We start from the raw sequence: 23554 nt of genomic DNA on the forward strand, positions 1-23554 counted from the left end.
AGTGTTTATGGATAACAAAAACGAACTATTTGAAAGTATTAAAAATTATCTGCTTGATGATGCTAACCGTGATGCAGATGGTCGCATTGAAACTGAGACTGAACTTGCTGTTCGTTTTAATACATCAAGATATAAAGTTCGTCAGGCGCTCAGCACACTGGTTCAGATGGGAATGCTTGAACGCTCTCCCCGTCGTGGCAGCGTCTTGAAAAATTTGGAACAGCACAACATAAATAACCAGTTGCTAATGCAGTTTGATTTGTCCGGGTTTGATATCACAGAATTTACAGAGGCAAGGATCCTGATTGAGTGTGCGATTATCCCTCTGGCAACGCGCAGAATTTTCCCGGCAATGCTCTCTAAACTGGAGAGTGAGTTAAGGCTCATTGAAGAAAATGCTGATAACCCGCTGGTGGCCGATCGTCACGACAGGGATTTTCATTTACTGTTGCTACAGGCGAGTGGTAACCGGGTGCTTCAGGTTTTCTCTGATGTTTTGATTACTTATTTCGAGAAAACCAGGGAGTCGCTACCTGCTAACGATCGTCAGTATTTTCTTGATACGGCGACAAAACAGAGAGAAATACTGCTTCATATCAAAAAAGGGGATGCACAGATGGCATCTGAGTTGATGAGAGCACATTTGCTGGAAAAAAGGCTGTAGGTCCTCTGTTCATCTGTTCAGATCGTGAATGTTGTTGAGTCCCCGCACCGTCGGGGATTTTTTTAGCTGAGATTAACCTGATTTAGTGAGCTATTCCTCAGCACTAATTTGTTATTGCTGTATCTTCTGCGTGAATGAAGCGAAGGCTTCATATTCAAAAGGAGAATATTGAAATGGGAAAACTCACGGGCAAAACAGCATTGATTACGGGCGCATCTCAGGGTATTGGCGAAGGGATTGCCAGAACGTTTGCCCGCCATGGCGCGAACTTAATCCTGCTGGATATCTCCGATGAGATTGAAAAACTGGCGGATGAACTGGCTGGACGCGGCCACCGTTGTACGGCGGTTCACGCTGACGTCAGAGATTTTGCTTCTGTTACCGCCGCGGTGAAACGCGCGAAGAAGATTGAAGGCAAAATCGATATTCTGGTCAACAATGCGGGGGTTTGTCGCCTCGGCAACTTCCTTGATATGAGCGATGAAGATCGCGATTTCCACATTGATATCAACATTAAAGGTGTCTGGAACGTGACGAAAGCCGTTCTGCCGGAGATGATTGCGCGCAAAGATGGGCGTATCGTAATGATGTCATCAGTGACTGGCGATATGGTTGCCGATCCGGGTGAGACGGCCTATGCGCTGTCGAAAGCCGCGATCATCGGTTTGACCAAATCCCTGGCGGTGGAATACGCGCAGTCCGGTATTCGCGTTAATGCTATTTGCCCGGGCTACGTTCGTACGCCGATGGCAGAGAATATCGCGCGTCAATCTAACCCGGAAGATCCTGAATCCGTATTAGTCGAAATGGCGAAAGCGATCCCGATGCGCCGTTTGGCCTGCCCGCTCGAAGTCGGTGAACTGGCGGCGTTTCTGGCGTCGGATGAGTCCAGTTACTTAACTGGCACGCAAAACGTGATTGATGGCGGCAGCACCCTGCCTGAGAGCGTTAGCGTCGGCGTCTGATTGATGCCGGTCTCCTCCCCATGTGCAGGGGAGGAGGTACCTCTTATTCTCTTTTCAACTTTCAAATCATCAAACGGTATATAAAACCGTTACTCCTTTAGCGCTGGTTATAAATATGATGGCAAATAGAAAGTCATTAAATTTATAAGGGTGCGCAATGGCCGTTAACTTACTGAAAAAAAGAACCCTGACGCTGGCTGCAATGCTATTGCTGGTGGGGCAGGCGCAGGCAACGGAACTGCTGAACAGTTCATATGATGTTTCACGTGAGCTTTTTGCCGCCCTTAATCCATCGTTTGAACAGCAATGGGCGAAGGATAATGGCGGTGATAAACTGACGATTAAACAATCACATGCCGGGTCATCAAAACAAGCGTTGGCGATTCTGCAAGGGCTGAAAGCCGATGTGGTGACCTATAACCAGGTCACCGATGTGCAGATCCTGCATGACAAAGGCAAACTGATCCCCGCCGACTGGCAAAGTCGTCTGCCGAATAACAGCTCGCCGTTCTATTCCACCATGGGTTTCCTGGTGCGTAAGGGGAACCCGAAAAACATTCATGACTGGAATGACCTTGTGCGTTCTGATGTGAAACTGATTTTCCCGAACCCCAAAACCTCCGGTAACGCGCGCTATACCTATCTTGCGGCGTGGGGCGCTGCGGATAAAGCGGACGGTGGCGATAAAGCCAAAACCGAACAGTTCATGACCCAGTTTCTGAAAAACGTCGAAGTGTTTGATACCGGCGGTCGCGGAGCTACCACCACTTTTGCAGAGCGCGGATTGGGCGATGTGCTGATTAGCTTCGAATCAGAAGTGAACAACATTCGTAAACAGTATGAAGCGCAGGGTTTCGAAGTCGTTATCCCGAAAACCAATATCCTCGCCGAATTTCCGGTAGCCTGGGTAGATAAAAACGTGCAGGCCAACGGGACTGAAAAAGCGGCGAAAGCGTACCTGAACTGGTTGTACAGCCCACAGGCGCAAACCATCATTACCGATTTCTATTACCGCGTGAATAACCCGCAGGTGATGGACAAACAGCAAGATAAATTCCCGCAGACCGAACTTTTCCGCGTGGAAGACAAGTTTGGTTCATGGCCTGAGGTCATGAAAACGCACTTTGTCAGCGGCGGTGAACTGGACAAACTGTTGGCGGCGGGGCGTAAGTAAATGTTTGCTGTTTCTTCCCGACGCGTGCTGCCTGGCTTCACCTTAAGCCTGGGCACCAGCTTACTTTTTGTCTGCCTGATATTGCTGCTGCCGCTTAGCGCGCTGGTGATGCAATTGGCGCAAATGAGCTGGGCACAATACTGGGATGTAATTACCAACCCGCAGGTGGTAGCGGCTTATAAAGTGACGCTGCTGTCGGCATTTGTGGCATCGATTTTCAACGGCGTGTTTGGCTTGCTGATGGCGTGGATCTTGACCCGCTATCGCTTTCCGGGCCGTACGCTGCTGGATGCGTTGATGGATCTGCCGTTTGCGTTGCCAACGGCGGTAGCAGGTCTGACGCTGGCGTCGTTGTTTTCGGTCAACGGTTTCTACGGTGAGTGGCTGGCGAAGTTTGATATCAAGGTGACCTACACCTGGCTCGGTATCGCGGTGGCGATGGCGTTTACCAGCATTCCGTTTGTGGTGCGAACCGTGCAGCCTGTGCTGGAAGAGTTAGGCCCGGAATATGAAGAAGCCGCAGAAACGCTCGGTGCCACGCGCTGGCAGAGCTTTCGTAAAGTGGTGCTGCCGGAGCTGTCTCCTGCGCTGGTGGCGGGCGTTGCGCTTTCGTTTACCCGCAGCCTCGGTGAGTTTGGCGCGGTTATCTTTATCGCTGGGAACATCGCATGGAAAACGGAAGTGACCTCGCTGATGATTTTTGTTCGGTTACAGGAGTTTGACTACCCGGCCGCCAGCGCGATTGCCTCTGTGATCCTCGGGGCGTCATTGCTGCTGCTGTTTTCGATTAACACCCTGCAAAGTCGCTTTGGTCGACGCGTGGTAGGTCACTGATGGCAGACATTACTCAATTGAAACACTATGGCGCACCCCGCATCAACTGGGGGAAATGGTTTCTGATCGGGACTGGCATGCTGGTGTCAGCGTTTATTTTGCTGGTGCCGATGATTTACATCTTCGTGCAGGCGTTCAGCAAGGGATTAATGCCGGTATTACAGAATCTGGCCGACCCGGACATGCTGCACGCTATCTGGCTGACGGTGCTGATTGCGCTGATTGCTGTACCAGTGAACCTGGTGTTTGGCGTGTTGCTGGCGTGGCTGGTGACCCGTTTTAACTTCCCTGGACGTCAGCTATTGCTGACCTTACTGGATATTCCGTTTGCCGTCTCACCAGTGGTCGCCGGCCTGGTGTATCTGCTGTTTTACGGCTCTAACGGCCCGCTGGGGGGATGGCTGGATGAACACAATCTGCAAATTATGTTTGCCTGGCCGGGAATGGTGCTGGTCACAGTATTCGTCACCTGTCCGTTTGTGGTGCGTGAATTGGTGCCGGTGATGTTAAGCCAGGGCAGCAATGAAGACGAAGCGGCGGTTCTGCTTGGCGCGTCCGGTTGGCAGATGTTCCGCCGCGTGACGTTGCCGAATATTCGTTGGGCGTTGCTGTACGGCGTGGTGCTGACCAACGCCCGTGCGATTGGTGAGTTTGGTGCGGTATCGGTGGTTTCCGGCTCGATTCGCGGCGAAACCTTGTCCCTGCCGCTACAGATTGAATTACTGGAGCAGGACTACAACACCGTCGGCTCTTTTACCGCTGCGGCGTTATTAACGCTGATGGCGATTATTACCCTGTTTTTGAAGAGCATGTTGCAATGGCGCCTGGAAAACCAGGAGAAACGCGCGCAGCAGGAGGAAAATCATGAGCATTGAGATTGCCAATATTAAGAAGTCTTTTGGTCGCACCCAGGTGCTGAACGATATCTCGCTGGATATTCCTTCGGGTCAGATGGTCGCGCTTCTGGGGCCATCCGGCTCGGGTAAAACCACGCTGCTACGCATCATTGCCGGGCTGGAGCATCAGTCCAGCGGGCATATCCGTTTTCACGGTACTGACGTCAGTCGTCTGCATGCCCGCGACCGTAAGGTGGGATTCGTGTTCCAGCATTATGCGCTGTTTCGCCATATGAGCGTTTTCGACAACATCGCTTTTGGCCTGACGGTTCTGCCACGGCGTGAGCGTCCGAATGCGGCGGCTATCAAAGCAAAAGTTACCCAACTGCTGGAGATGGTTCAATTGGCTCATCTGGCTGACCGTTTCCCGGCGCAGCTTTCCGGCGGGCAAAAACAGCGTGTGGCGTTGGCGCGTGCGCTGGCGGTAGAGCCGCAGATCCTGCTGCTCGACGAGCCGTTTGGCGCGCTCGATGCTCAGGTACGTAAAGAGCTGCGTCGCTGGCTGCGTCAGTTGCATGAAGAGCTGAAGTTCACCAGCGTGTTTGTTACTCACGATCAGGAGGAAGCGACCGAAGTTGCAGACCGCGTGGTGGTGATGAGCCAGGGCCATATCGAACAGGCTGATGCGCCCGATCTGGTATGGCGCGAACCGGCTACCCGTTTTGTGCTCGAGTTTATGGGCGAGGTTAACCGCCTGCAGGGGACGATTCGCGGTGGACAATTCCACGTCGGCGCACACCGCTGGCCGCTGGGCTATACGCCAGGCTATCAGGGACCGGTGGATCTGTTCCTGCGTCCGTGGGAAGTGGACGTCAGCCGCCGTACCAGTCTTGATTCACCGCTGCCGGTTCAGGTGCTGGAAGCCAGTCCGAAAGGTCACTACACCCAATTAGTTGTGCAACCGTTGGGGTGGTATAACGAACCACTGACGGTGGTCATGCAGGGGGATGATTCCCCGAGTCGCGGCGAGCGCCTGTTTGTTGGGCTGCAAAATGCACGTCTGTATAACGGCGACCAGCGCATTGAAACGCGTGAAGAGGAACTTGCTCTGGCGCAAAGTGCCTGATAGGTTAAAAAGTATGTTTATCGCCCGGTAAGCGCTGCGCCCCCGGGCTTTTTTACGAGCTTAAAACGTGAACACATTAGAACAAACAATTGGCAATACGCCTCTGGTGAAATTACAACGTCTGACGCCGGATAACGGTAGTGAAATTTGGGTCAAGCTGGAAGGCAATAATCCCGCGGGTTCGGTGAAAGACCGCGCCGCGTTGTCGATGATCGTCGAAGCGGAAAAGCGTGGAGAAATTAAGCCTGGCGACGTGCTAATTGAGGCCACCAGCGGCAACACCGGCATTGCGCTGGCGATGATCGCCGCGCTGAAAGGCTATCGTATGAAGCTTCTGATGCCAGACAACATGAGTCAGGAGCGCCGTGCGGCGATGCGAGCCTACGGCGCTGAACTGGTTCTGGTGACCAAAGAGCAGGGGATGGAAGGAGCGCGCGATTTAGCCCTTGAGATGGCGCAGCGTGGCGAAGGTAAACTGCTCGATCAGTTTAATAATCCTGATAACCCGTATGCGCATTACACCACGACCGGCCCCGAAATCTGGCAGCAGACGTCAGGACGTATCACTCATTTCGTCTCCAGCATGGGGACCACCGGCACCATAACCGGTGTGTCGCGTTTTCTGCGCGAGCAGGAAAAACCGGTTACTATCGTGGGTCTGCAGCCGGAAGAGGGCAGCAGTATTCCGGGAATCCGCCGCTGGCCAGCGGAGTATATGCCGGGCATTTTTAACGCCTCGCTGGTGGATGAAGTGCTGGATATTCATCAGAACGATGCGGAAAACACCATGCGTGAACTGGCCGTTCGCGAAGGCATTTTCTGCGGTGTCAGCTCTGGCGGCGCGGTGGCCGGTGCGCTACGCGTGGCGCGTGCGACGCCGGGAGCTGTGGTGGTGGCGATCATCTGCGATCGCGGCGATCGCTATCTTTCAACCGGCGTGTTTGGCGAAGAGCACTTTAACCAGGGATTAGGGATTTAGTTTGTAGCCTGATAAGCAAAGTGCCATCAGGCAAACGTACGGCACGATCGCCGGATGAAGACGTAAAGCGTCTTCATCCGGCCTGCCATAATCAATCGTTACGTTTTTCCACCAGCTTATCAAGGAATTGCCACAGCTTCTCATTCATCTGTTGGTAATCCCATGCGCGCATCTCTTCAGCAGAGCGGATGAAACGCTTCCCTTTGGCTTCGGCCAGCTCCTGCTCTGAGTGCTGAATTAATCCTTCGACCGCTTCGGCGGTAAATTCCATATGACACTGAAAACCATAGACGAAATTACCGTATTGTACGATTTGTCGCGGGCAGCCAACGCTTGTGGCGAGAATTGTCGCCTGGTCGGTTAATCCCGGCATATCGTTGTGCCAGTGACCGACGGTAAGCGGTGAACCAAAATGGCTGAACAACGGATGCTGTTGGCCTGCTTCGGTCAGGGCGATCGGGTAGTGACCAATCTCTTTTTCCGGGCTCTGGCATACTTTCGCGCCCAGCGCTTCGCCGATTAACTGCGACCCCAAACAGATCCCCACCACGATTTTACGTGCCGCAATCGACTGGTTGATCAGGTGCTGCTCGGCCTGAGCGTCAAAGTATGGACACTCTGCAAGCGTGGTCCGGGGTGACTGCGGACCGCCAAATACCACCAGCATATCGAAGCCATCGGCGTTAGCGGGAACCGTTTCTCCGGCGTAAACGTGCGACCAGGTGATGGTATAGCCGCGTGATTCGGCCCACGGCAGATACGCGCCAGCGGATTCAAAGGACTCATGAATAACAAAATGAACTCGCACTTTTTCTCTCCTGTTAGCGCTTTAGCGCCTGATGGATATCACTCGCCAGCTTATCAATGTCGCTGTCTGATAATGTTGACAGCGTAATGCGCAGGCCGTGCGCAGGGGTATTAACGCCAAATACTTCACCTTCGCGTACCAGCCAACCGGATTTTGCCAGCGCAAAAGCGGTCGCCTGGCTGTTATCTTCCAGCGGCAGCCACAGATTGAGACCATCCCCGACCGGCAGCGCAATGCCATGTTGCAGTAGGGCGGCCGTCAGCTTTTGCTGCTGGGCGGCGTAAAATTGCTGGGTTTGTGCCAGCGTATGCTGGTAATCCTTGTCACTAAGACAAGCGCAGACTAAATCCTGAAGCAAATGGCTGACCCACTGACTGCCGGAGTTGAGCCTCAAACGCAGTTTCCCGGAAGTGAGCGGATCGCTGGCCACAATGGCCAGACGTAAATCCGGGCCTAACGTTTTAGACATCGAACGGACAACAGCCCAGTGGGTGGTTTCTTTCGCAATCACTGGATACCAACGGCAAGCGGACAGCAGCGCAAAGTGGTCGTCGACGATTACCAGCGTCTGCGGATAACGGGCCAGGATTTCCTGCAATTGCGCCGCGCGGGATGCGCTCAGGCTGCATCCCGTCGGGTTATGAGCGCGCGGCGTCAGAATCACCGCCCGTGCGCCTTTCTGTAGCGCAGTTTCCAGCATGTCTGGTTGCATGCCTTCGTGGTCAACGTTGACAGGGTTTGCTGAGAATCCGGCATAACGCAGCATGTTAATGCTGCTCAAAAAGCATGGATCTTCTACGACAACGCTATCACCAGGCAGTAAATGTGCGCACAGCAGACGTTCAATGGCGTCAATAGCGCCGCTGGTGATATCGATTTCTCCCTTGCCTGGGACTGCTTCCTGCATCCATTGCGCGGCCCACGCCTTAAGGTCGGGGGATACGGCGGCATCGCCGTATAAACGCGGATTCTTATTTATTTTCACGAAATAACGGCTAAGGTCTGGAAGACGCGAAGGTGCTGGATTACTGCCGGAAAGATCGACAAGCGCGGTGTCCGGATTGCCACCTTCCAGCGCAACGGGGGCAGAAATTTCTTTGATCACCGTGCCATTGCGTCCAAGGCTCTGCGCCAGTCCGGAGGTGACAAGGCGTTTATAAGCCGCCGCGACAGTATTACGGTTAACGTTCAATGCTGTTGCCAGTTCACGCACTGGCGGCAACGTTTCTCCTGCTGCCAACGTGCCTGTAGCGACATGTTGACGAATACTGTCAAAAATATCGTTAGCGGTTTTTCCGTCGATCATTATTGACCTATGACAAAATGAATTTTAGCATATGACGATAATAGTGAGGCTTAAGCCCGCTGTCCAGCGAGAGGAGAGATTTATGGAGCAGGGGAGTGATATTCAGTCAGTGCTCTTCGACGACAAGCATCGGGCGCTACAGACCGATATCGTCGCCGTCCAGTCACAGGTGGTGTATGGCAGCGTAGGCAACAGCATCGCCGTTCCGGCCATTAAAGCGCAGGGATTACGCGTGACGGCAGTCCCAACGGTGCTGTTCAGCAATACCCCGCATTATGAAACCTTTTACGGCGGTATTATTCCGCCCGACTGGTTTAGCGGGTATCTCCGCGCCTTAAATGAGCGCGATGCCTTACGCGAGCTGAAGGCGGTGACCACGGGCTATATGGGTAGCGCAGAGCAAATCGCTCTGTTAGCAAAGTGGCTGAAAACGTTACAGATTACGCATCCAGGACTGTGCATATTGGTCGACCCGGTGATGGGCGATACGGACAGCGGCATGTACGTAAAAGCCGAAATTCCGCAGGCCTACCGTCAGCACCTGCTGCCGCTGGCTCAGGGGTTGACGCCGAATGTGTTTGAGCTGCAAATGCTGAGTGGAAAACCATGTAGTACGCTTGATGAAGCCATAACGGCGGCGCAATCTCTGCTTACCGAAACGCTGAAATGGGTAGTGATTACCAGTGCGCCGGGGAATACCGAAGAGATTATCAACGTTGCGGTGGTAACGGCTGAAACGGTTGAGGTGCTCGCACATCCGCGGGTGAAAACAGATCTGAAGGGGACTGGCGATCTGTTTTGTGCTGAGCTGGTGAGCGGTATTGTATTGGGTAGAAGGCTGACAACTGCGACGCACGATGCTGCACAGCGTGTGCTGGACGTGATGACGTGGACGCACCAGTGCGGTTGTGATGAGTTAATTTTGCCACCGTCAGGGGAGGCGCGATGAAGAGTTACCGGCTGGTGGTTCGCCAGAATGGGCATATGGTTGGACATTTTGATACCAGCGGGATAACGGCGCTGGAAGATATCTGCGTGGCGCGGGCTATGTTCGGTATTGCGGGTGGTTACGACTGTGAGCTGTTAGTGGCGGATTCGGAACGACGGATGCTGGAGAGCGGGCCGGAGGGCATGAAAATCCTGATGCGTGAGGCGTATTATCGACCGATGACCAAACACATTTAATGGCGGATGAGGTGTATAAAAAAATGGCGCCAATCGGCGCCATTCTTCTCTGCGGCAAGAATTATTTCTTGATGCGGATAACCGGAGTTTCACCCACGGTCACGCTACCGGACAGTTTGATCAGTTCTTTGATTTCGTCCATGTTGGAGATAACAACCGGAGTCAGGGTAGACTTGGCTTTTTCTTCCAGCAGCGGCAGATCGAATTCAATAACCGGGTCGCCCACTTTCACGCGCTGACCTTCTTCAGCGATACGCTTAAAGCCTTCGCCTTTCAGTTCAACGGTATCAATACCGAAGTGAACAAACAGCTCAATGCCGCTGTCGGATTCGATAGAGAAAGCGTGGTTGGTTTCAAAGATTTTGCCGATGGTGCCGTCTACAGGGGCAACCATTTTGTTACCGGTTGGTTTGATAGCAATGCCATCACCAACGATTTTTTCAGCAAAAACTACATCCGGCACGTCTTCGATGTTGACGATCTCGCCAGAGAGCGGAGCAACAATCTCAATAGTTCCGGTGTCTTTCTTATCATCAGAAACCAGAGATTTCAGTTTATCGAACAAACCCATGATCTTCTCCTAAGCAGTAAATTGGGCCGCATCTCGTGGATTAGCAGATTGTTTTTTCTTCAATGAACTTGTTAACCAGCGTCATTAACTCGTCCGTTGTCGGTTGAGCAAGAGCCTGCTCTGCTAACACCTTCGCATCTTCGAAGTTCGTGTTACGGATAATCTTCTTAATGCGCGGGATAGAAATGGCGCTCATAGAGAATTCGTCCAGACCCATCCCCAGCAACAGAAGTGTAGCACGTTCGTCGCCTGCAAGCTCACCACACATGCCAGTCCATTTGCCTTCAGCATGAGAAGCATCAATAACTTGCTTGATCAGCGTCAGCACAGATGGCGACATCGGTTGGTAAAGGTGTGAAATCATATCATTACCACGGTCAACTGCCAGGGTGTACTGCGTTAAATCATTGGTGCCGATACTAAAGAAATCAACTTCTTTGGCTAAATGACGTGCAATTGTTGCCGCAGCCGGTGTTTCCACCATCACGCCAATCTCAATGCTTTCGTCAAATGCTTTACCTTCGTCGCGCAGTTCCTGTTTGTAGATTTCGATCTCTTTGCGCAGTGCGCGCACTTCTTCAACAGAGATGATCATAGGGAACATGATGCGCAGTTTGCCGAAAGCAGAGGCGCGCAAGATAGCGCGAACCTGGTCACGCAGGATCTCTTTACGATCCATGGCGATACGTACGGCACGCCAGCCCAGGAACGGGTTCTCTTCTTTCGGGAAGTTCATATACGGCAGCTCTTTATCACCGCCGATGTCCATGGTACGGACGATGACCGCCTGAGAGCCACAGGCTTCAGCTACGGCTTTATACGCAGCAAACTGTTCTTCTTCAGTCGGCAGCGATTCACGGTCCATGAACAGGAATTCGGTGCGGTACAGACCCACACCTTCGGCGCCATTACGCTCAGCGCCTTCAACGTCACGAACGGTACCGATGTTGGCGCAGACTTCAACCTGATGTCCGTCCAGCGTGATAGCGGGGAGATCTTTCAGCTTAGCGAGTTCCGCTTTCTCGGTCGCAACCTGCTCCTGAACGGCGCGCAGTTGTTCAATAACGTCGTTGGTCGGATTGACGTAAACCTGGTTGTTTACGGCATCCAGAATCAGATAGTCGTCGTTTTTAACCTGAGAGGTGACGCTACCCGTACCGACGATGGCAGGCAGTTCCAGAGAACGCGCCATGATAGAGGTATGGGAAGTACGTCCACCCGCGTCAGTAATGAAACCCAGCACCTTGTTCAGGTTCAGCTGTGCGGTTTCTGACGGGGTCAGGTCTGCGGCTACCAGGATGACTTCTTCCTGAATAGCGCTGAGGTCGATAATTGCCAGACCCAGAATGTTACGCAGCAGGCGTTTACCGATGTCACGTACGTCGGCCGCACGTTCTTTCAGGTATTCATCATCCAGCTCTTCCAGGGCAGTGGCCTGTCCTTCGATAACTTCATGCGCAGCTGCATCAGCCGTCATGTGCTTATCTTTAATCAGGGCTATGATTTCCTGCTCCAGCTCCTCATCTTCGAGCAGCATGATATGCCCTTCAAAGATGGCTTCTTTTTCTTCACCGAACGTTTCACCAGCTTTGGTTTTGATCGCTTCCAGTTGCGCAGATGCCTTGGCACGACCGCTCAGAAAACGTTCAACTTCCTGATCAACCTTGTCGGCAGAAATTTTTTTCCGGTCAATGACGATCTCGTCTTCTTTCAGCAGCAATGCTTTACCGAAAGCGATACCCGGGGATGCTAAAATGCCTGAAATCATAACCCTACCTTACTTGTGACTGATATTTAAAAGAACTCGTTGAACTTACTCGAGTTCAGCCATCAGTTTAACCAGATGCTCAACTGCTTTCTGCTCGTCTTCACCTTCTGCGGACAGGGTAACAACGGTACCCTGAGTCAGGCCCAGAGTCTGCAGTTTAAACAGGCTTTTGGCGCTAGCGCTTTTGCCGTTGGAAGTCACAGTAATATCAGAAGTAAAGCCTTTTGCTTCTTTAACAAACTGAGCAGCAGGGCGAGTATGCAGACCGTTCGGAGCGGTAATGGTAACTTCTTGCTGGAACATTATATTTCCCCAACTTATAGGTTTAGTGTTGTGGAACTAAAGTCTAGCCTGGCGGTTCAACTTTAGCCTGTATTGTTAGCATCGGCGTAAACTGGACGCGACACAAAAGGAGTTCGGTGCAATCCGTTGCTGGCAACTTCTTGCCGCTGACGTTTCGTTCGTCATTAAACATTATGCCGCGAAAGGAAGAGTTGAACCAAATCATAAAATCGATTCAGCTAGCGCTTTTCCTGTAACGATTAATTTCGCGCATCAAAATAATTAGCTTGGTTAAATACCAGTTCTGGAGGGTTGAATCAATGCCAGGCGAGTTGAAACTTTGAAGCAGACCACAAAAAAGCACCCAAAAGGGTGCTTTTTTACGCGTTTTTAACATGCTGGCATTACTGTTGCAGTTCTTTCTCTGTGAAGAGATCGGCAAACAGTGCAGTGCTCAGATAACGCTCACCCGATGACGGTAGAATAACCACTATATTCTTATTGGTAAAGGTTTCATCTTCCTGCAGCTTAAGCGCGGCAGCAACGGCTGCACCAGAAGAGATGCCCGCCAAAATACCTTCTTCTTCCATCAGGCGACGCGCAGTAGAGATTGCCTCATCATTGGTGATGGCGACGACTTTATCGATAAGCTTCAGATCGAGGTTGCCTGGAATGAAGCCCGCGCCAATTCCCTGGATTTTATGTGGGCCCGGTTTCAGCTCCTCACCCGCCAGCGCCTGGGCGATAACCGGGGAGTCGGTCGGCTCTACCGCGACGGTGATCAGATCCGTTTTACCTTTGGTGCCTTTAATGTAACGGCTTACGCCAGTCAGCGTACCACCGGTACCTACACCGGAAATAAAGACATCAACCTGACCATCGGTATCTTCCCAGATTTCCGGGCCGGTGGTTTTTTCGTGGATTTCCGGGTTCGCCGGGTTGCTGAACTGCTGCAGCAGCAGGAATTTTTCCGGATCGCTGGCGACAATTTCTTCAGCTTTCTGGATTGCGCCCTTCATCCCTTTTGCGCCTTCAGTCAGGACCAGATTCGCACCCAGAGCCTTCAACAGCTTGCGGCGCTCAATGCTCATTGTTTCCGGCATGGTCAAGGTCAGTTTGTAGCCACGGGCGGCAGCAACGTAGGCCAGTGCAATCCCTGTGTTGCCGCTGGTTGGCTCTACCAGTTCAACGCCAGGTTTCAGTACACCACGTTTTTCGGCATCCCAAATCATATTGGCACCGATACGGCATTTGACGCTAAAGCTGGGGTTACGTGATTCCACCTTCGCCAGAATGCGTCCGTTACCGATACGGTTCAGTCGAACCAGCGGCGTATGACCGATAGTCAGCGAGTTATCTTCAAAAATCTTACTCATGGCCTGTCCTTAACTGTATGAAATTGGGATACCGCTTCAGCATACCTGTTGAGAATGTATGGGGAAGTAAGGAATTCGCATATCTATATGCTGATGAGAAATAATGCTTTGCAGTATGGAATAAGAGCGGGCATAAGCCAGCCCGCTTTTACACATTTTTGCATTACTTCCATAACGCATGCTTATCACGATAGCTGTCTACCCACATCGCCGTGGCACCACAAACTGCCACCGGCATGATGAACAGATTGAGTACCGGAATCATGGTGAACAGGCTGGTCAACGCACCAAACTGCATATTGGTCACCTTACGCGTGCGCAGCGCGACGCGCATTTCCTTAAAAGGAACTTTGTGGTTATCAAATGGATAATCGCAGTATTGAATAGCCAGCATCCATGCGCTGAACAGGAACCACAGTACCGGGGCGACGGTCTGCCCAATGCCCGGAATAAAATAGAGGATCAGCAACACGAAAGCGCGCGGGAGATACCATGCCAGCTTTTGCCATTCACGTTTCATAATGCGCGGAAGGTCTTTCATGATGCCGAGAACGCCTGTATCGGGAGGCGTTGCGCCCGTCAAGCGCGCTTCCAGCTGTTCCGCCAGCAGGCCGTTAAACGGCGCAGCAATCCAGTTGGCAAGGGTGGAGAACAGGTAACCGAACACCAACAGTACGGAGAGGGTTACAATCGGCCACAGTAAATAGCTGAGCCACTGTAGCCAGTCAGGGACGTGGCTCATCAGCGCGGGGATCCAGCTACCGAGTTGAGTAAATAACCACCAGAATGCGCCGCCCATCAGCAGGATATTCACCAGTAAAGGCAGAATAACAAAACGACGAATACCCGGTTGGGTGATGAGCTTCCATCCCTGGGAAAAGTAATAAAGGCCGCTGCGAGGTACAACTGCAGATGATGAAACCATGGTCAGGACATACTCCTTGTTATAAAAGCTCTGGTAAACTTTGCGTATCTTACCGGGTTGTTGAGCGTTAAGCTGTTCGGAAATGTTCGAAAAAACAGCAAAAAGCACAATTTTGTTCATCTTTATGCTGTGAAAGCCAAGAGTACACTTGCACTTGGCGTAATCGACAAATACTCTTAGTGAGTAAATGTTTGCCGTGGTGGCAAGGTGTTAGAACAACAGAGAATATAATGATGCAGGATTTGCGTCTGATATTAATCATTGTTGGCGCGATCGCCATAATCGCTTTACTGGTACATGGTTTTTGGACTAGCCGTAAAGAGCGGTCTTCTATATTCCGCGATCGCCCACTGAAACGCATGAAGTCTAAACGTGAAGACGAGGATTCGTTCGACGACAACGTCGAGGAAGACGAAGGCGTGGGCGAAGTTCGCGTTCATCGTGTGAATCATGCTCCCGGTAATGCGCAGGAACATGGTGTTCCTCCTCAGTCGCCGCAACACCAGTACCAGCCGCCTTATGCGTCTGCTCAGCCGCGTCAACCCGCGCAGCAGCCTGCGCAAGCGCCGGTACCGCCGCCGCATGTTCAACAGCCGCAGCCTGTGCAACCGCAGCAGCCGGTGCAACATCAGCCTGTTCCGCAGCAACCTGTCCAGCAGCCGATGCAGCATCAGCCCGTTGCGCCTCAGGTCCAGCAGTCCGTGCAGCCAGCGCCGCAGACCTTCCAGCCAGCAGAGCCTGTCGTTGAACATCAGCCGCAGCCTGAGCCGGTCGTTGAAGAAGCGCCTGTTGCTGAAAAACCGCAGCCTAAAGAGACGGTCATCATTATGAACGTTGCGGCTCATCATGGCAGCGAACTCAACGGAGAAGTGCTGCTCAATAGCATTCAGCAGGCCGGTTTTAAATTTGGCGATATGAATATTTTTCATCGTCATTTGAGTCCGGATGGCAGCGGTCCGTCGCTGTTTAGCCTTGCTAATATGGTTAACCCGGGGACATTTGACCCCGAAATGACAGGCGACTTCAGTACTCCTGGCGTAACTATTTTTATGCAGGTTCCGTCCTATGGGGACGAGCTGCAAAACTTTAAGCTGATGCTGCAGTCAGCACAGCACATTGCCGATGAAGTTGGCGGTGTGGTGCTCGACGATCAACGTCGCATGATGACGCCGCAGAAACTGCGCGAGTATCAGGACCGCATCCGCGAAGTTAAAGAATCTCGCGCCTGATTTTCCTCTGGCGTGACATCTCCTTGCTAAACCCCCGCCTGTCGGGGGTTTTTTATCATTGATGGTGCGATATGGAATCAATCGAACAACAACTGACTGAACTGCGAACCACGCTTCGCCATCATGAGTATCTCTACCATGTGATGGACGCGCCGGAAATTCCCGATGCGGAATACGATCGTCTGCTGCGCGAACTCCGCGAGCTGGAAGCGCAGCATCCGGACCTTATTACACCCGACTCGCCAACACAACGCGTTGGTGCCGCTCCGTTAACGGCGTTCAGCCAGATTCGCCATGAAGTGCCCATGCTGTCGCTGGATAACGTATTTGATGAAGAGAGTTTTCTCGCCTTCAACAAACGCGTACAGGATCGGCTTAAGCGTACGGATAAGCTGACCTGGTGCTGTGAGCTGAAGCTTGACGGGCTGGCGGTGAGTATTCTCTACGAAAACGGCGTACTGGTTAGCGCCGCAACGCGCGGCGATGGCACCACCGGGGAAGACATCACCTCAAACGTGCGTACCATCCGCGCGATCCCGTTAAAACTGCACGGCAATAACATTCCGACACGTCTGGAAGTGCGCGGTGAGGTGTTCCTGCCGCAGGCCGGATTTGAAAAAATTAACGACGAAGCCCGCCGCACTGGTAACAAAGTGTTTGCTAACCCACGTAACGCGGCGGCTGGGTCACTGCGTCAGCTCGATCCACGTATTACAGCGAAGCGACCGCTTACTTTCTTCTGCTATGGCGTTGGCGTACTGGAAGGCGGTGAGCTGCCTGATACCCATCTGGGGCGTCTGCTGCAATTTAAAGCGTGGGGACTGCCGGTGAGCGACAGAGTGGCGCTTTGCGACTCTCCGGAGGAAGTACTTGCTTACTATCATAAGGTTGAAGAAGACCGACCGACGCTGGGATTCGATATTGACGGCGTGGTGATCAAAGTCAACTCCATGGCCTTGCAGGAACAACTGGGTTTTGTTGCCCGCGCGCCGCGCTGGGCGGTGGCCTTTAAGTTCCCGGCTCAGGAGCAGATGACCTTTGTCCGCGATGTTGAGTTTCAGGTTGGACGTACAGGGGCAATTACGCCCGTTGCCCGCCTTGAGCCAGTGCAGGTGGCCGGGGTGCTGGTCAGTAACGCAACGTTGCATAACGCTGACGAAATAGAACGGCTGGGTTTGCGTATTGGCGACAAAGTCGTTATTCGCCGTGCGGGCGATGTCATCCCGCAGGTGGTGAATGTCGTACTTTCCGAGCGTCCGGAAGATACGCGCGAAATCGAGTTTCCAACCCATTGTCCGGTTTGTCACTCTGATGTTGAACGGGTGGAAGGGGAAGCAGTTACTCGTTGTACCGGAGGTTTAATCTGCGGGGCGCAGCGTAAGGAATCGTTGAAACACTTCGTTTCTCGCCGGGCGTTGGACGTTGACGGCATGGGCGACAAAATTATCGATCAACTGGTCGAGAAAGAGTATGTCCACACGCCTGCGGATCTCTTCACGTTGACCGCCGGTAAGCTGACCGGTCTTGATCGAATGGGGCCGAAGTCGGCGCAAAACGTAGTGAATGCGCTGGAAAAAGCGAAAGAGACCACATTTGCTCGTTTCCTCTATGCGCTGGGTATTCGTGAAGTCGGCGAAGCTACAGCTGCAGGTCTGGCGGCATATTTCGGCACGCTTGAGGCGTTGGAAGCGGCCTCTATTGAAGAGCTGCAAAAAGTGCCGGATGTCGGCATCGTGGTAGCGACGCACGTGTTTAATTTCTTCGCCGAAGAAAGCAACCGTGAGGTGATAGTGCAACTTCTGGCGCAAGGGATCCACTGGCCTGCGCCGGTGGTTATCAACGCTGAAGAAATCGACAGCCCGTTTGCCGGCAAAACGATTGTGCTGACCGGGAGCCTGAGCCTTATGTCGCGCGATGATGCCAAAGCTCGACTCACCGAGCTGGGCGCAAAAGTGGCGGGGAGCGTGTCGAAGAAAACCGATCTGGTGATTGCTGGGGAAGCGGCGGGTTCGAAGCTGGCAAAAGCGCAGGAGTTGGGCATTGCAGTGATCGACGAAGCTGAAATGATCCGCTTGCTGGGTGCTTGAGATGGAAAAAGAGCAGCTGGTAGAGATCGCCAATACCGTCATGCCCTTTGGCAAATATAAAGGGCGTCGGCTGATTGATGTCCCGGAAGAGTATCTGCTGTGGTTTGCCCGCAAGGATGAATTTCCGCCGGGCAAACTTGGGGAGCTGATGCAAATCACGCTGCTGATTAAAACTGAGGGGCTGACGCAGCTGGTTCAGCCCCTGAAACGCCCACTTTAGGCCTTCGCGGCGCGGCTCTTCTGCTGCGCCTGCAGCGCGTCCGTCTGTTGTTTGTAGCGACGCGCCAGCACGGCGCACACCATCAGCTGAATTTGGTGGAAAATCATCAATGGCAATACCATCATACCGATCACCGACGTCGGGAACAGGATGTTTGCCATGGGGATCCCATTCGCCAGACTTTTCTTCGATCCACAGAATACAATCGTGATTTCATCGGCTTTGCTGAAACCGCATTTGCGCGCAACAAAGACGTTAATAGCAATCACGATGGCCAGCAATATGATGCTGACAACCACGATAAACAGCAGTGATCCCACCCCTACTTTGTGCCAGATCCCATTAACCACGGCTTCACTGAAGGCGGAGTAAACCACCAGTAAAATGGAAGATTGATCCGTTTTTGCAATCCATTTTTTATGCTGTGACACCCAGTTGCCAATCCACGGTCGCGAGAGATGACCCAGCACGAACGGCAGCAGCAGCTGCAGCATGATTTTCCCTACCTGTTCCAGGCTGCCTTCTGCGCCATGCATATTCATGACCAGGCCTACCAGCAGTGGCGAAAGAAAAATACCCAGTAAGCTGGAGGCCGAAGCTGAACACACGGCGGCGGCAACGTTACCACCTGCCATTGAGGTAAAGGCGATAGCCGATTGCACCGTGGCTGGCAAAATACACAGATACAGGAATCCGGTGTACAGCATCGGATCAACGTTGACGGGGGCCCACCAGGCGAACAGAACGCCCAGCACCGGGAAAACAACAAACGTGCTGCACATTACCCACAGATGCAAGCGCCAGTGGCTACCGCCGGCAATAATTGCGTCACGAGAGAGCTTGGCCCCGTGCATAAAAAACAGCAGGGCAATGGCGGCGGTGGTCAAGCCTTCAAAGAAAGGCACAAAGCCACCTTCGGCCGGGAAAAACGACGCCAGCAAAACGACGGTAATCAGCGTTATCGTGAACGGATCAAGAATACGAAAAAGTTTCATAAAGACTCCTGAAATTCGGTAGCAACATTTTGCGTTTTTCCGTTTGAGAAATAAAATTGATTTATTGCATCCATATATGAATCGAATAGATGAATTACTCTTTGCGTCAGTTGCGTATCTTTGTCACCGTCGCCCAGGCCAAAAGTTTTAGCCGGGCGGGGGATATTATTGGCTTAAGCCAGTCGGCGGTCAGCCATAGCGTTAAAGAGCTTGAAACTCAGACGGGGGTGCGCTTATTGGACAGAACGACGCGGGAAGTGGTGCTGACGGAAGCCGGACACCAGTTGGCGACGCGGCTGGAACGTATTCTGGATGAGCTGCACAGCACGCTGCGCGAAGCCGGTCAGGTGGGAACGCAGTTAACCGGTACAGTACGGGTTGCCGCCAGCCAGACAATCTCTGCTCACCTTATTCCGCAGTGTATTGCCCAGAGCAATCAGCTTTATCCGGCAATCGATTTTGTGCTGCATGACCGGCCACAGCAGTGGGTACTGGAGAGTATTCGCCAGGGAGAAGTGGATTTTGGTATTGTGATTGATCCCGGGGCAGTGACCGATCTGCAATGTGAAGCCGTACTGTCCGAACCGTTCCTGCTGCTGTGTCGCCAGGATCATCCGTTGGCCCAACGTGAGTGGGTAAACTGGCAGGATTTGTACCACGAACGTCTGGTGTTACAGGATTACGCTTCCGGCAGTCGACCGCTGATCGATGCGGCGCTGGCCCATTTCTCCATTGATGCCAATATTGTTCAGGAGATTGGTCATCCCGCCACGCTGTTCCCAATGGTTGAAGCGGGGATTGGCATCAGCGTGCTGCCCGCGCTGGCGCTCCCCTTACCGCAGGGGAGTCATCTGCAGGTTAAGCGCCTGACGCCGGTTGTTGAACGGCAGCTGATGCTGGCTCGACGTAAAAACCGCTCTTTATCAACCGCGGCTCAGGCGCTGTGGGATGTGGTGCGTATGCAGGCCAGTGCATTAACCGCCGGTCGTGCCCGCGATCCGCTGTATCAGATTTAATTATCTGTCCGACTGGGTTAATGTGTTAGAACAAGTATTTAAGAGAATAAATAATACCATCCTGCAGGAATGATTCTCCCAGTTTATTATCTGCGTAACGATACTGAATACCTGCGGTAAGATGCGGCGTCGCATTCCACCAGAAAGCGACTGCGCCGTTGATTCCGTCCTTACCGCCATTACCTGCCGCGTAGGTTTCATTGCGGTCAAATTCGTATTCGTTCCAGTTCGTTACGCTGAATTTCTCGCTGCCGAGCGAGAAGCTATATCCGGCCACCCAGCCCATTACATAACCATTATCCCCAGTATAATATGTCTGATCGGTATAACGTTTGGCAAAGAAAGGCTTAAACCAATACCCATTGCCTGTGAAATTATAACCTAAGCCATAGAGAAACATATCATCATGGAAGTTAGCACGATTCGGCGAACCATAAGTTCCGTAAGCATGGAGATAGAGGTTTAACCCTGTATCACCAAGATAGATACGGTTGGTATTTTTGAAAGTGTAACGCTGTTCGCTGCCGGGTTTAGCGTGACGGCCATTGTAGAAATTCTCCCAATCGAAGAAGCCGTACATTTCTCCCCAGCTAAAGTTCGCTCCGCCTTCAAGCTCCAGATACCCAAAGTCATCTTTGTGTGATTTTTTACTGGTTTTTTCTGTAGTCTCTGATGTCCAGTCGAGATAATGCAGGCCGATATCGGCAAATCCACTTTTATATTCCGCATGGGATAGTGTGGGAATAATGAGTAAAGATGAGAGTGTCAGAGTAAAGAATTTTTTCATAGCATATTTCCCTATGCCAATAGTTATTAACAGGTTAATTAAAAAAGTAATTTATAAAAATACAAGCAGCATATTGTTAAGATAAAGAGTAGATAACTACCAATACTGTTTTGCCTCTTTATTAATACAGAAGCGATCTAAATCCATCGATATCAAATGACTATTGATAGCACGTGAAAAGTGTATTGGTCAGCACAGGTCGAAGGTCGTTATAAAAAGGAGTCTAATTTAATCCGATAGAACAAGGATACTTATGTCTCACGCTCTTTTTTCTCATAATGCTGAGTATTGTGTTGATATTATTCGTGCATATGCACCGGAATTTACCCCGCGAATCGCGTTTATTTTGGGTTCTGGCCTGGGTGCGCTGGCGGAGCAAATTGAGAATGCGGTCGCCATCTCCTATGAAAAACTTCCCGGTTTTCCTGTGAGTACCGTTCACGGTCATGCTGGAGAACTGGTACTCGGTCATCTGGCGGGTGTTCCTGTTGCTTGTATGAAAGGGCGTGGGCATTTTTATGAAGGTCGGGGTATGACGGTTATGACTGACGCCATTCGCACCCTGAAATTGCTGGGTTGTGAAGTATTGTTCTGTACAAATGCGGCAGGATCACTGCGTCCTGAAGTTGGCCCAGGAAGTCTGGTGGCGTTGTGCGATCACATTAACACTATGCCGGGTACGCCGATGGTTGGAGCGAATGATGAGCGTTTTGGCGATCGCTTTTTCTCGTTGGCAAATGCTTACGATGCAGATTACCGCGCCATTCTTCAGGTCGTTGCGGCAGAGGAGGGATTCCCCCTCACCGAAGGCGTATTTGTTTCTTATCCGGGTCCGAACTTCGAAACTGCGGCAGAAATACGCATGATGCAGATTATTGGCGGCGATGTGGTCGGAATGTCAGTGGTGCCGGAAGTTATTACCGCACGTCATTGTGGTCTCAAGGTCGTTGCCGTCTCTGCGATCACCAATCTGGCGGAAGGGTTAGGAGATGTAAAACTGTCCCATGCTCAGACGCTGGCTGCGGCTGAGCTGTCCCGTCAGAACTTTATTAATCTGATTTGCGGATTTTTACGCAAATTAGCCTAAACACACAATAACAAAGGCTCCTTTTGGGAGCCTTACCTCACGGCAAGGAATAAAAAATGGGTATTACGTCCCGCTTAAAAATCATGTCGTTTTTGCAATATTTTATCTGGGGTAGCTGGCTGGTTACCCTGGGTTCTTACATGATTAACACCCTGGATTTTACCGGCGCGAATGTGGGTATGGTCTACAGCTCGAAAGGGCTTGCCGCGATTATTATGCCGGGAATTATGGGGATCATCGCCGATAAGTGGCTGCGTGCCGAGCGCGCTTATATGCTGTGCCACCTGGTGTGTGCTGGCGTGTTGCTGTACGCCACAACCGTTACCGATCCACAGACCATGTTCTGGGTAATGTTGGTTAATGCGATGGCGTATATGCCGACAATTGCGCTATCGAACAGCGTCTCATATTCATGCCTTGCACAATCGGGTCAGGATCCGGTCACTGCGTTCCCGCCAATTCGTGTGTTTGGCACGATAGGTTTTATTGTTGCTATGTGGACGGTCAGCTTAATGGGACTGGAGCTGAGCAGCGCGCAGCTGTATATCGCTTCAGGCGCATCACTGCTGCTGGCTCTGTATGCGCTGACGTTGCCAAAAATACCGGTTGCGGAGAAAAAAGCGTCCGCCACGCTTGCCAGTAAACTGGGGCTGGATGCGTTTGTGCTGTTTAAAAATCCGCGCATGGCAATTTTCTTTTTGTTTGCCATGATGCTGGGGGCGGTGCTGCAAATCACCAACGTCTTTGGCAATCCGTTCCTGCATGATTTTGCCCGTAACCCTGAGTTTGCCAACAGCTTTGTGGTGAAATATCCCTCCATTTTGCTGTCAGTTTCGCAGATGGCGGAAGTGGGTTTTATCCTCACTATTCCATTCTTCCTGAAACGCTTTGGCATTAAAACAGTGATGCTGATGAGTATGCTGGCGTGGACGCTGCGCTTTGGCTTCTTTGCCTTTGGCGATCCGTCTCCGTTTGGCTTTGTGCTGCTGCTAATGTCGATGATCGTTTACGGTTGTGCGTTTGATTTCTTCAACATCTCCGGCTCGGTATTTGTCGAGCAGGAAGTTGATTCAAGGATTCGCGCCAGCGCCCAGGGGCTGTTTATGACGATGGTAAATGGCATTGGCGCGTGGGTGGGTTCAATCCTGAGCGGGATGGCGGTGGACTATTTTTCTGTCGATGGCGTCAAGGATTGGCAAACTATCTGGTTGGTGTTTGCTGCTTATGCTTTGGCACTGGCAATTGTTTTTGCGTTGTTCTTTAAATATCAACATCATCCAGAAAAATTGTCGACTAAATCATTGGCTCATTAAAATTATTTAACTGGCGAGGGG

The 23554-nt window shown here is 51.9% G+C and carries 24 protein-coding genes; 15 read left to right on the forward strand and 9 right to left on the reverse strand.

Going from position 1 to position 23554, the window contains the following annotated elements; all coding sequences use genetic code 11:
• The first annotated feature begins 7 nt into the window (after nt 1-7).
• The 7 genes from NMD08_RS07705 to cysM all read left to right on the forward strand — a co-directional run bounded on the left by NMD08_RS07705 (nt 8) and on the right by cysM (nt 6578).
• On the forward strand, nt 8-664 hold the full coding sequence (locus tag NMD08_RS07705; RefSeq protein ID WP_151217613.1) for a FadR/GntR family transcriptional regulator: 657 nt from the start codon (nt 8-10) through the stop codon (nt 662-664).
• Between the two features lie 173 nt (nt 665-837).
• The gene (gene ucpA, locus NMD08_RS07710) at nt 838-1629 is read left to right on the forward strand and encodes an SDR family oxidoreductase UcpA (protein WP_103771634.1); all 792 of its coding nucleotides are present in this window, start codon (nt 838-840) and stop codon (nt 1627-1629) included.
• Between the two features lie 157 nt (nt 1630-1786).
• Nucleotides 1787-2803, forward strand: a complete 1017-nt coding sequence (gene cysP / locus NMD08_RS07715; protein ID WP_210904495.1) for a sulfate ABC transporter substrate-binding protein — start codon at nt 1787-1789, stop codon at nt 2801-2803.
• Nucleotides 2804-3637: a sulfate/thiosulfate ABC transporter permease CysT gene (gene cysT / locus NMD08_RS07720; RefSeq protein WP_006683552.1), complete on the forward strand. Its 834-nt coding sequence runs from the start codon at nt 2804-2806 to the stop codon at nt 3635-3637.
• A complete protein-coding gene (cysW, locus tag NMD08_RS07725) occupies nt 3637-4512 on the forward strand; it encodes a sulfate/thiosulfate ABC transporter permease CysW (protein ID WP_086550289.1) in 876 nt (291 codons plus the stop codon). The genes cysT and cysW overlap by 1 nt, the downstream gene beginning before the upstream one ends.
• Nucleotides 4502-5599: a sulfate/thiosulfate ABC transporter ATP-binding protein CysA gene (gene cysA / locus NMD08_RS07730; RefSeq protein ID WP_151217610.1), complete on the forward strand. Its 1098-nt coding sequence runs from the start codon at nt 4502-4504 to the stop codon at nt 5597-5599. The genes cysW and cysA overlap by 11 nt, the downstream gene beginning before the upstream one ends.
• A 67-nt stretch (nt 5600-5666) precedes the next feature.
• A complete protein-coding gene (gene cysM / locus NMD08_RS07735; RefSeq protein WP_151217608.1) occupies nt 5667-6578 on the forward strand; it encodes a cysteine synthase CysM in 912 nt (303 codons plus the stop codon).
• A gap of 91 nt (nt 6579-6669) precedes the next feature.
• On the opposite strand, the gene NMD08_RS07740 is transcribed toward cysM, so the two are convergent.
• Nucleotides 6670-7386 (reverse strand): type 1 glutamine amidotransferase, encoded by a 717-nt coding sequence (locus NMD08_RS07740; protein WP_252837817.1) that lies wholly within the window; start codon nt 7384-7386, stop codon nt 6670-6672.
• Between the two features lie 13 nt (nt 7387-7399).
• Nucleotides 7400-8692, reverse strand: a complete 1293-nt coding sequence (gene ptsJ, locus NMD08_RS07745; protein WP_252837816.1) for a transcriptional regulator PtsJ — start codon at nt 8690-8692, stop codon at nt 7400-7402.
• Nucleotides 8693-8774: 82 nt separating this feature from the next.
• On the opposite strand from ptsJ, the gene pdxK reads away from it, so the two are divergent.
• A complete protein-coding gene (gene pdxK, locus NMD08_RS07750) occupies nt 8775-9641 on the forward strand; it encodes a pyridoxine/pyridoxal/pyridoxamine kinase (protein ID WP_252837815.1) in 867 nt (288 codons plus the stop codon).
• Nucleotides 9638-9877, forward strand: a complete 240-nt coding sequence (locus NMD08_RS07755; protein WP_370619908.1) for a cytoplasmic protein — start codon at nt 9638-9640, stop codon at nt 9875-9877. The genes pdxK and NMD08_RS07755 overlap by 4 nt, the downstream gene beginning before the upstream one ends.
• A 61-nt stretch (nt 9878-9938) precedes the next feature.
• Here NMD08_RS07755 and crr read toward each other — a convergent pair whose 3' ends face one another.
• The 5 genes from crr to cysZ all read right to left on the reverse strand — a co-directional run bounded on the left by crr (nt 9939) and on the right by cysZ (nt 14799).
• Nucleotides 9939-10448 (reverse strand): PTS glucose transporter subunit IIA, encoded by a 510-nt coding sequence (gene crr, locus NMD08_RS07760; RefSeq protein WP_000522253.1) that lies wholly within the window; start codon nt 10446-10448, stop codon nt 9939-9941.
• A gap of 40 nt (nt 10449-10488) precedes the next feature.
• The gene (ptsI, locus tag NMD08_RS07765) at nt 10489-12216 is read right to left on the reverse strand and encodes a phosphoenolpyruvate-protein phosphotransferase PtsI (protein ID WP_003038080.1); all 1728 of its coding nucleotides are present in this window, start codon (nt 12214-12216) and stop codon (nt 10489-10491) included.
• A 45-nt stretch (nt 12217-12261) separates the two neighbouring features.
• Entirely contained in the window at nt 12262-12519 is a 258-nt protein-coding gene (gene ptsH, locus NMD08_RS07770; RefSeq protein WP_003038086.1) for a phosphocarrier protein Hpr, read from the reverse strand.
• Between the two features lie 383 nt (nt 12520-12902).
• Nucleotides 12903-13874, reverse strand: coding sequence for a cysteine synthase A (gene cysK / locus NMD08_RS07775; protein ID WP_151217599.1), 972 nt, complete (start codon nt 13872-13874; stop codon nt 12903-12905).
• 163 nt (nt 13875-14037) lie between these two features.
• Nucleotides 14038-14799: a sulfate transporter CysZ gene (gene cysZ, locus NMD08_RS07780; RefSeq protein WP_252837813.1), complete on the reverse strand. Its 762-nt coding sequence runs from the start codon at nt 14797-14799 to the stop codon at nt 14038-14040.
• Nucleotides 14800-15029: 230 nt separating this feature from the next.
• Here cysZ and zipA point away from each other — a divergent pair, with 230 nt between their 5' ends.
• The 3 genes from zipA to NMD08_RS07795 all read left to right on the forward strand — a co-directional run bounded on the left by zipA (nt 15030) and on the right by NMD08_RS07795 (nt 18335).
• Nucleotides 15030-16028 (forward strand): cell division protein ZipA, encoded by a 999-nt coding sequence (zipA, locus tag NMD08_RS07785; protein ID WP_151217595.1) that lies wholly within the window; start codon nt 15030-15032, stop codon nt 16026-16028.
• A 71-nt stretch (nt 16029-16099) separates the two neighbouring features.
• Entirely contained in the window at nt 16100-18115 is a 2016-nt protein-coding gene (gene ligA, locus NMD08_RS07790; protein WP_370619910.1) for an NAD-dependent DNA ligase LigA, read from the forward strand.
• A gap of 1 nt (nt 18116) precedes the next feature.
• Nucleotides 18117-18335, forward strand: coding sequence for a DUF3820 family protein (locus NMD08_RS07795; protein WP_003038102.1), 219 nt, complete (start codon nt 18117-18119; stop codon nt 18333-18335).
• Here the strand turns inward: NMD08_RS07795 and NMD08_RS07800 are convergent.
• A complete protein-coding gene (locus NMD08_RS07800) occupies nt 18332-19330 on the reverse strand; it encodes a bile acid:sodium symporter family protein (RefSeq protein WP_210904502.1) in 999 nt (332 codons plus the stop codon). The two genes, NMD08_RS07795 and NMD08_RS07800, sit on opposite strands and share 4 nt — an antisense overlap.
• Nucleotides 19331-19419: 89 nt before the next feature.
• On the opposite strand from NMD08_RS07800, the gene NMD08_RS07805 reads away from it, so the two are divergent.
• Nucleotides 19420-20346, forward strand: a complete 927-nt coding sequence (locus NMD08_RS07805) for a LysR family transcriptional regulator (RefSeq protein ID WP_278238816.1) — start codon at nt 19420-19422, stop codon at nt 20344-20346.
• A 25-nt stretch (nt 20347-20371) separates the two neighbouring features.
• Here the strand turns inward: NMD08_RS07805 and NMD08_RS07810 are convergent, their stop codons facing one another.
• Nucleotides 20372-21133, reverse strand: a complete 762-nt coding sequence (locus NMD08_RS07810) for an outer membrane protein OmpK (protein WP_370619913.1) — start codon at nt 21131-21133, stop codon at nt 20372-20374.
• Between the two features lie 253 nt (nt 21134-21386).
• Here NMD08_RS07810 and xapA point away from each other — a divergent pair, with 253 nt between their 5' ends.
• Together xapA and NMD08_RS07820 are read left to right on the forward strand one after the other, a co-directional pair.
• Nucleotides 21387-22220: a xanthosine phosphorylase gene (gene xapA, locus NMD08_RS07815; protein WP_278238814.1), complete on the forward strand. Its 834-nt coding sequence runs from the start codon at nt 21387-21389 to the stop codon at nt 22218-22220.
• Between the two features lie 56 nt (nt 22221-22276).
• Nucleotides 22277-23533: a nucleoside permease gene (locus NMD08_RS07820; RefSeq protein ID WP_151217586.1), complete on the forward strand. Its 1257-nt coding sequence runs from the start codon at nt 22277-22279 to the stop codon at nt 23531-23533.
• Nucleotides 23534-23554 lie beyond the last annotated feature (21 nt).

The sequence above is a fragment of the Citrobacter meridianamericanus genome (assembly GCF_041320245.1).
In the GTDB taxonomy this organism is placed as follows: Bacteria; Pseudomonadota; Gammaproteobacteria; order Enterobacterales; family Enterobacteriaceae; genus Citrobacter; species Citrobacter meridianamericanus.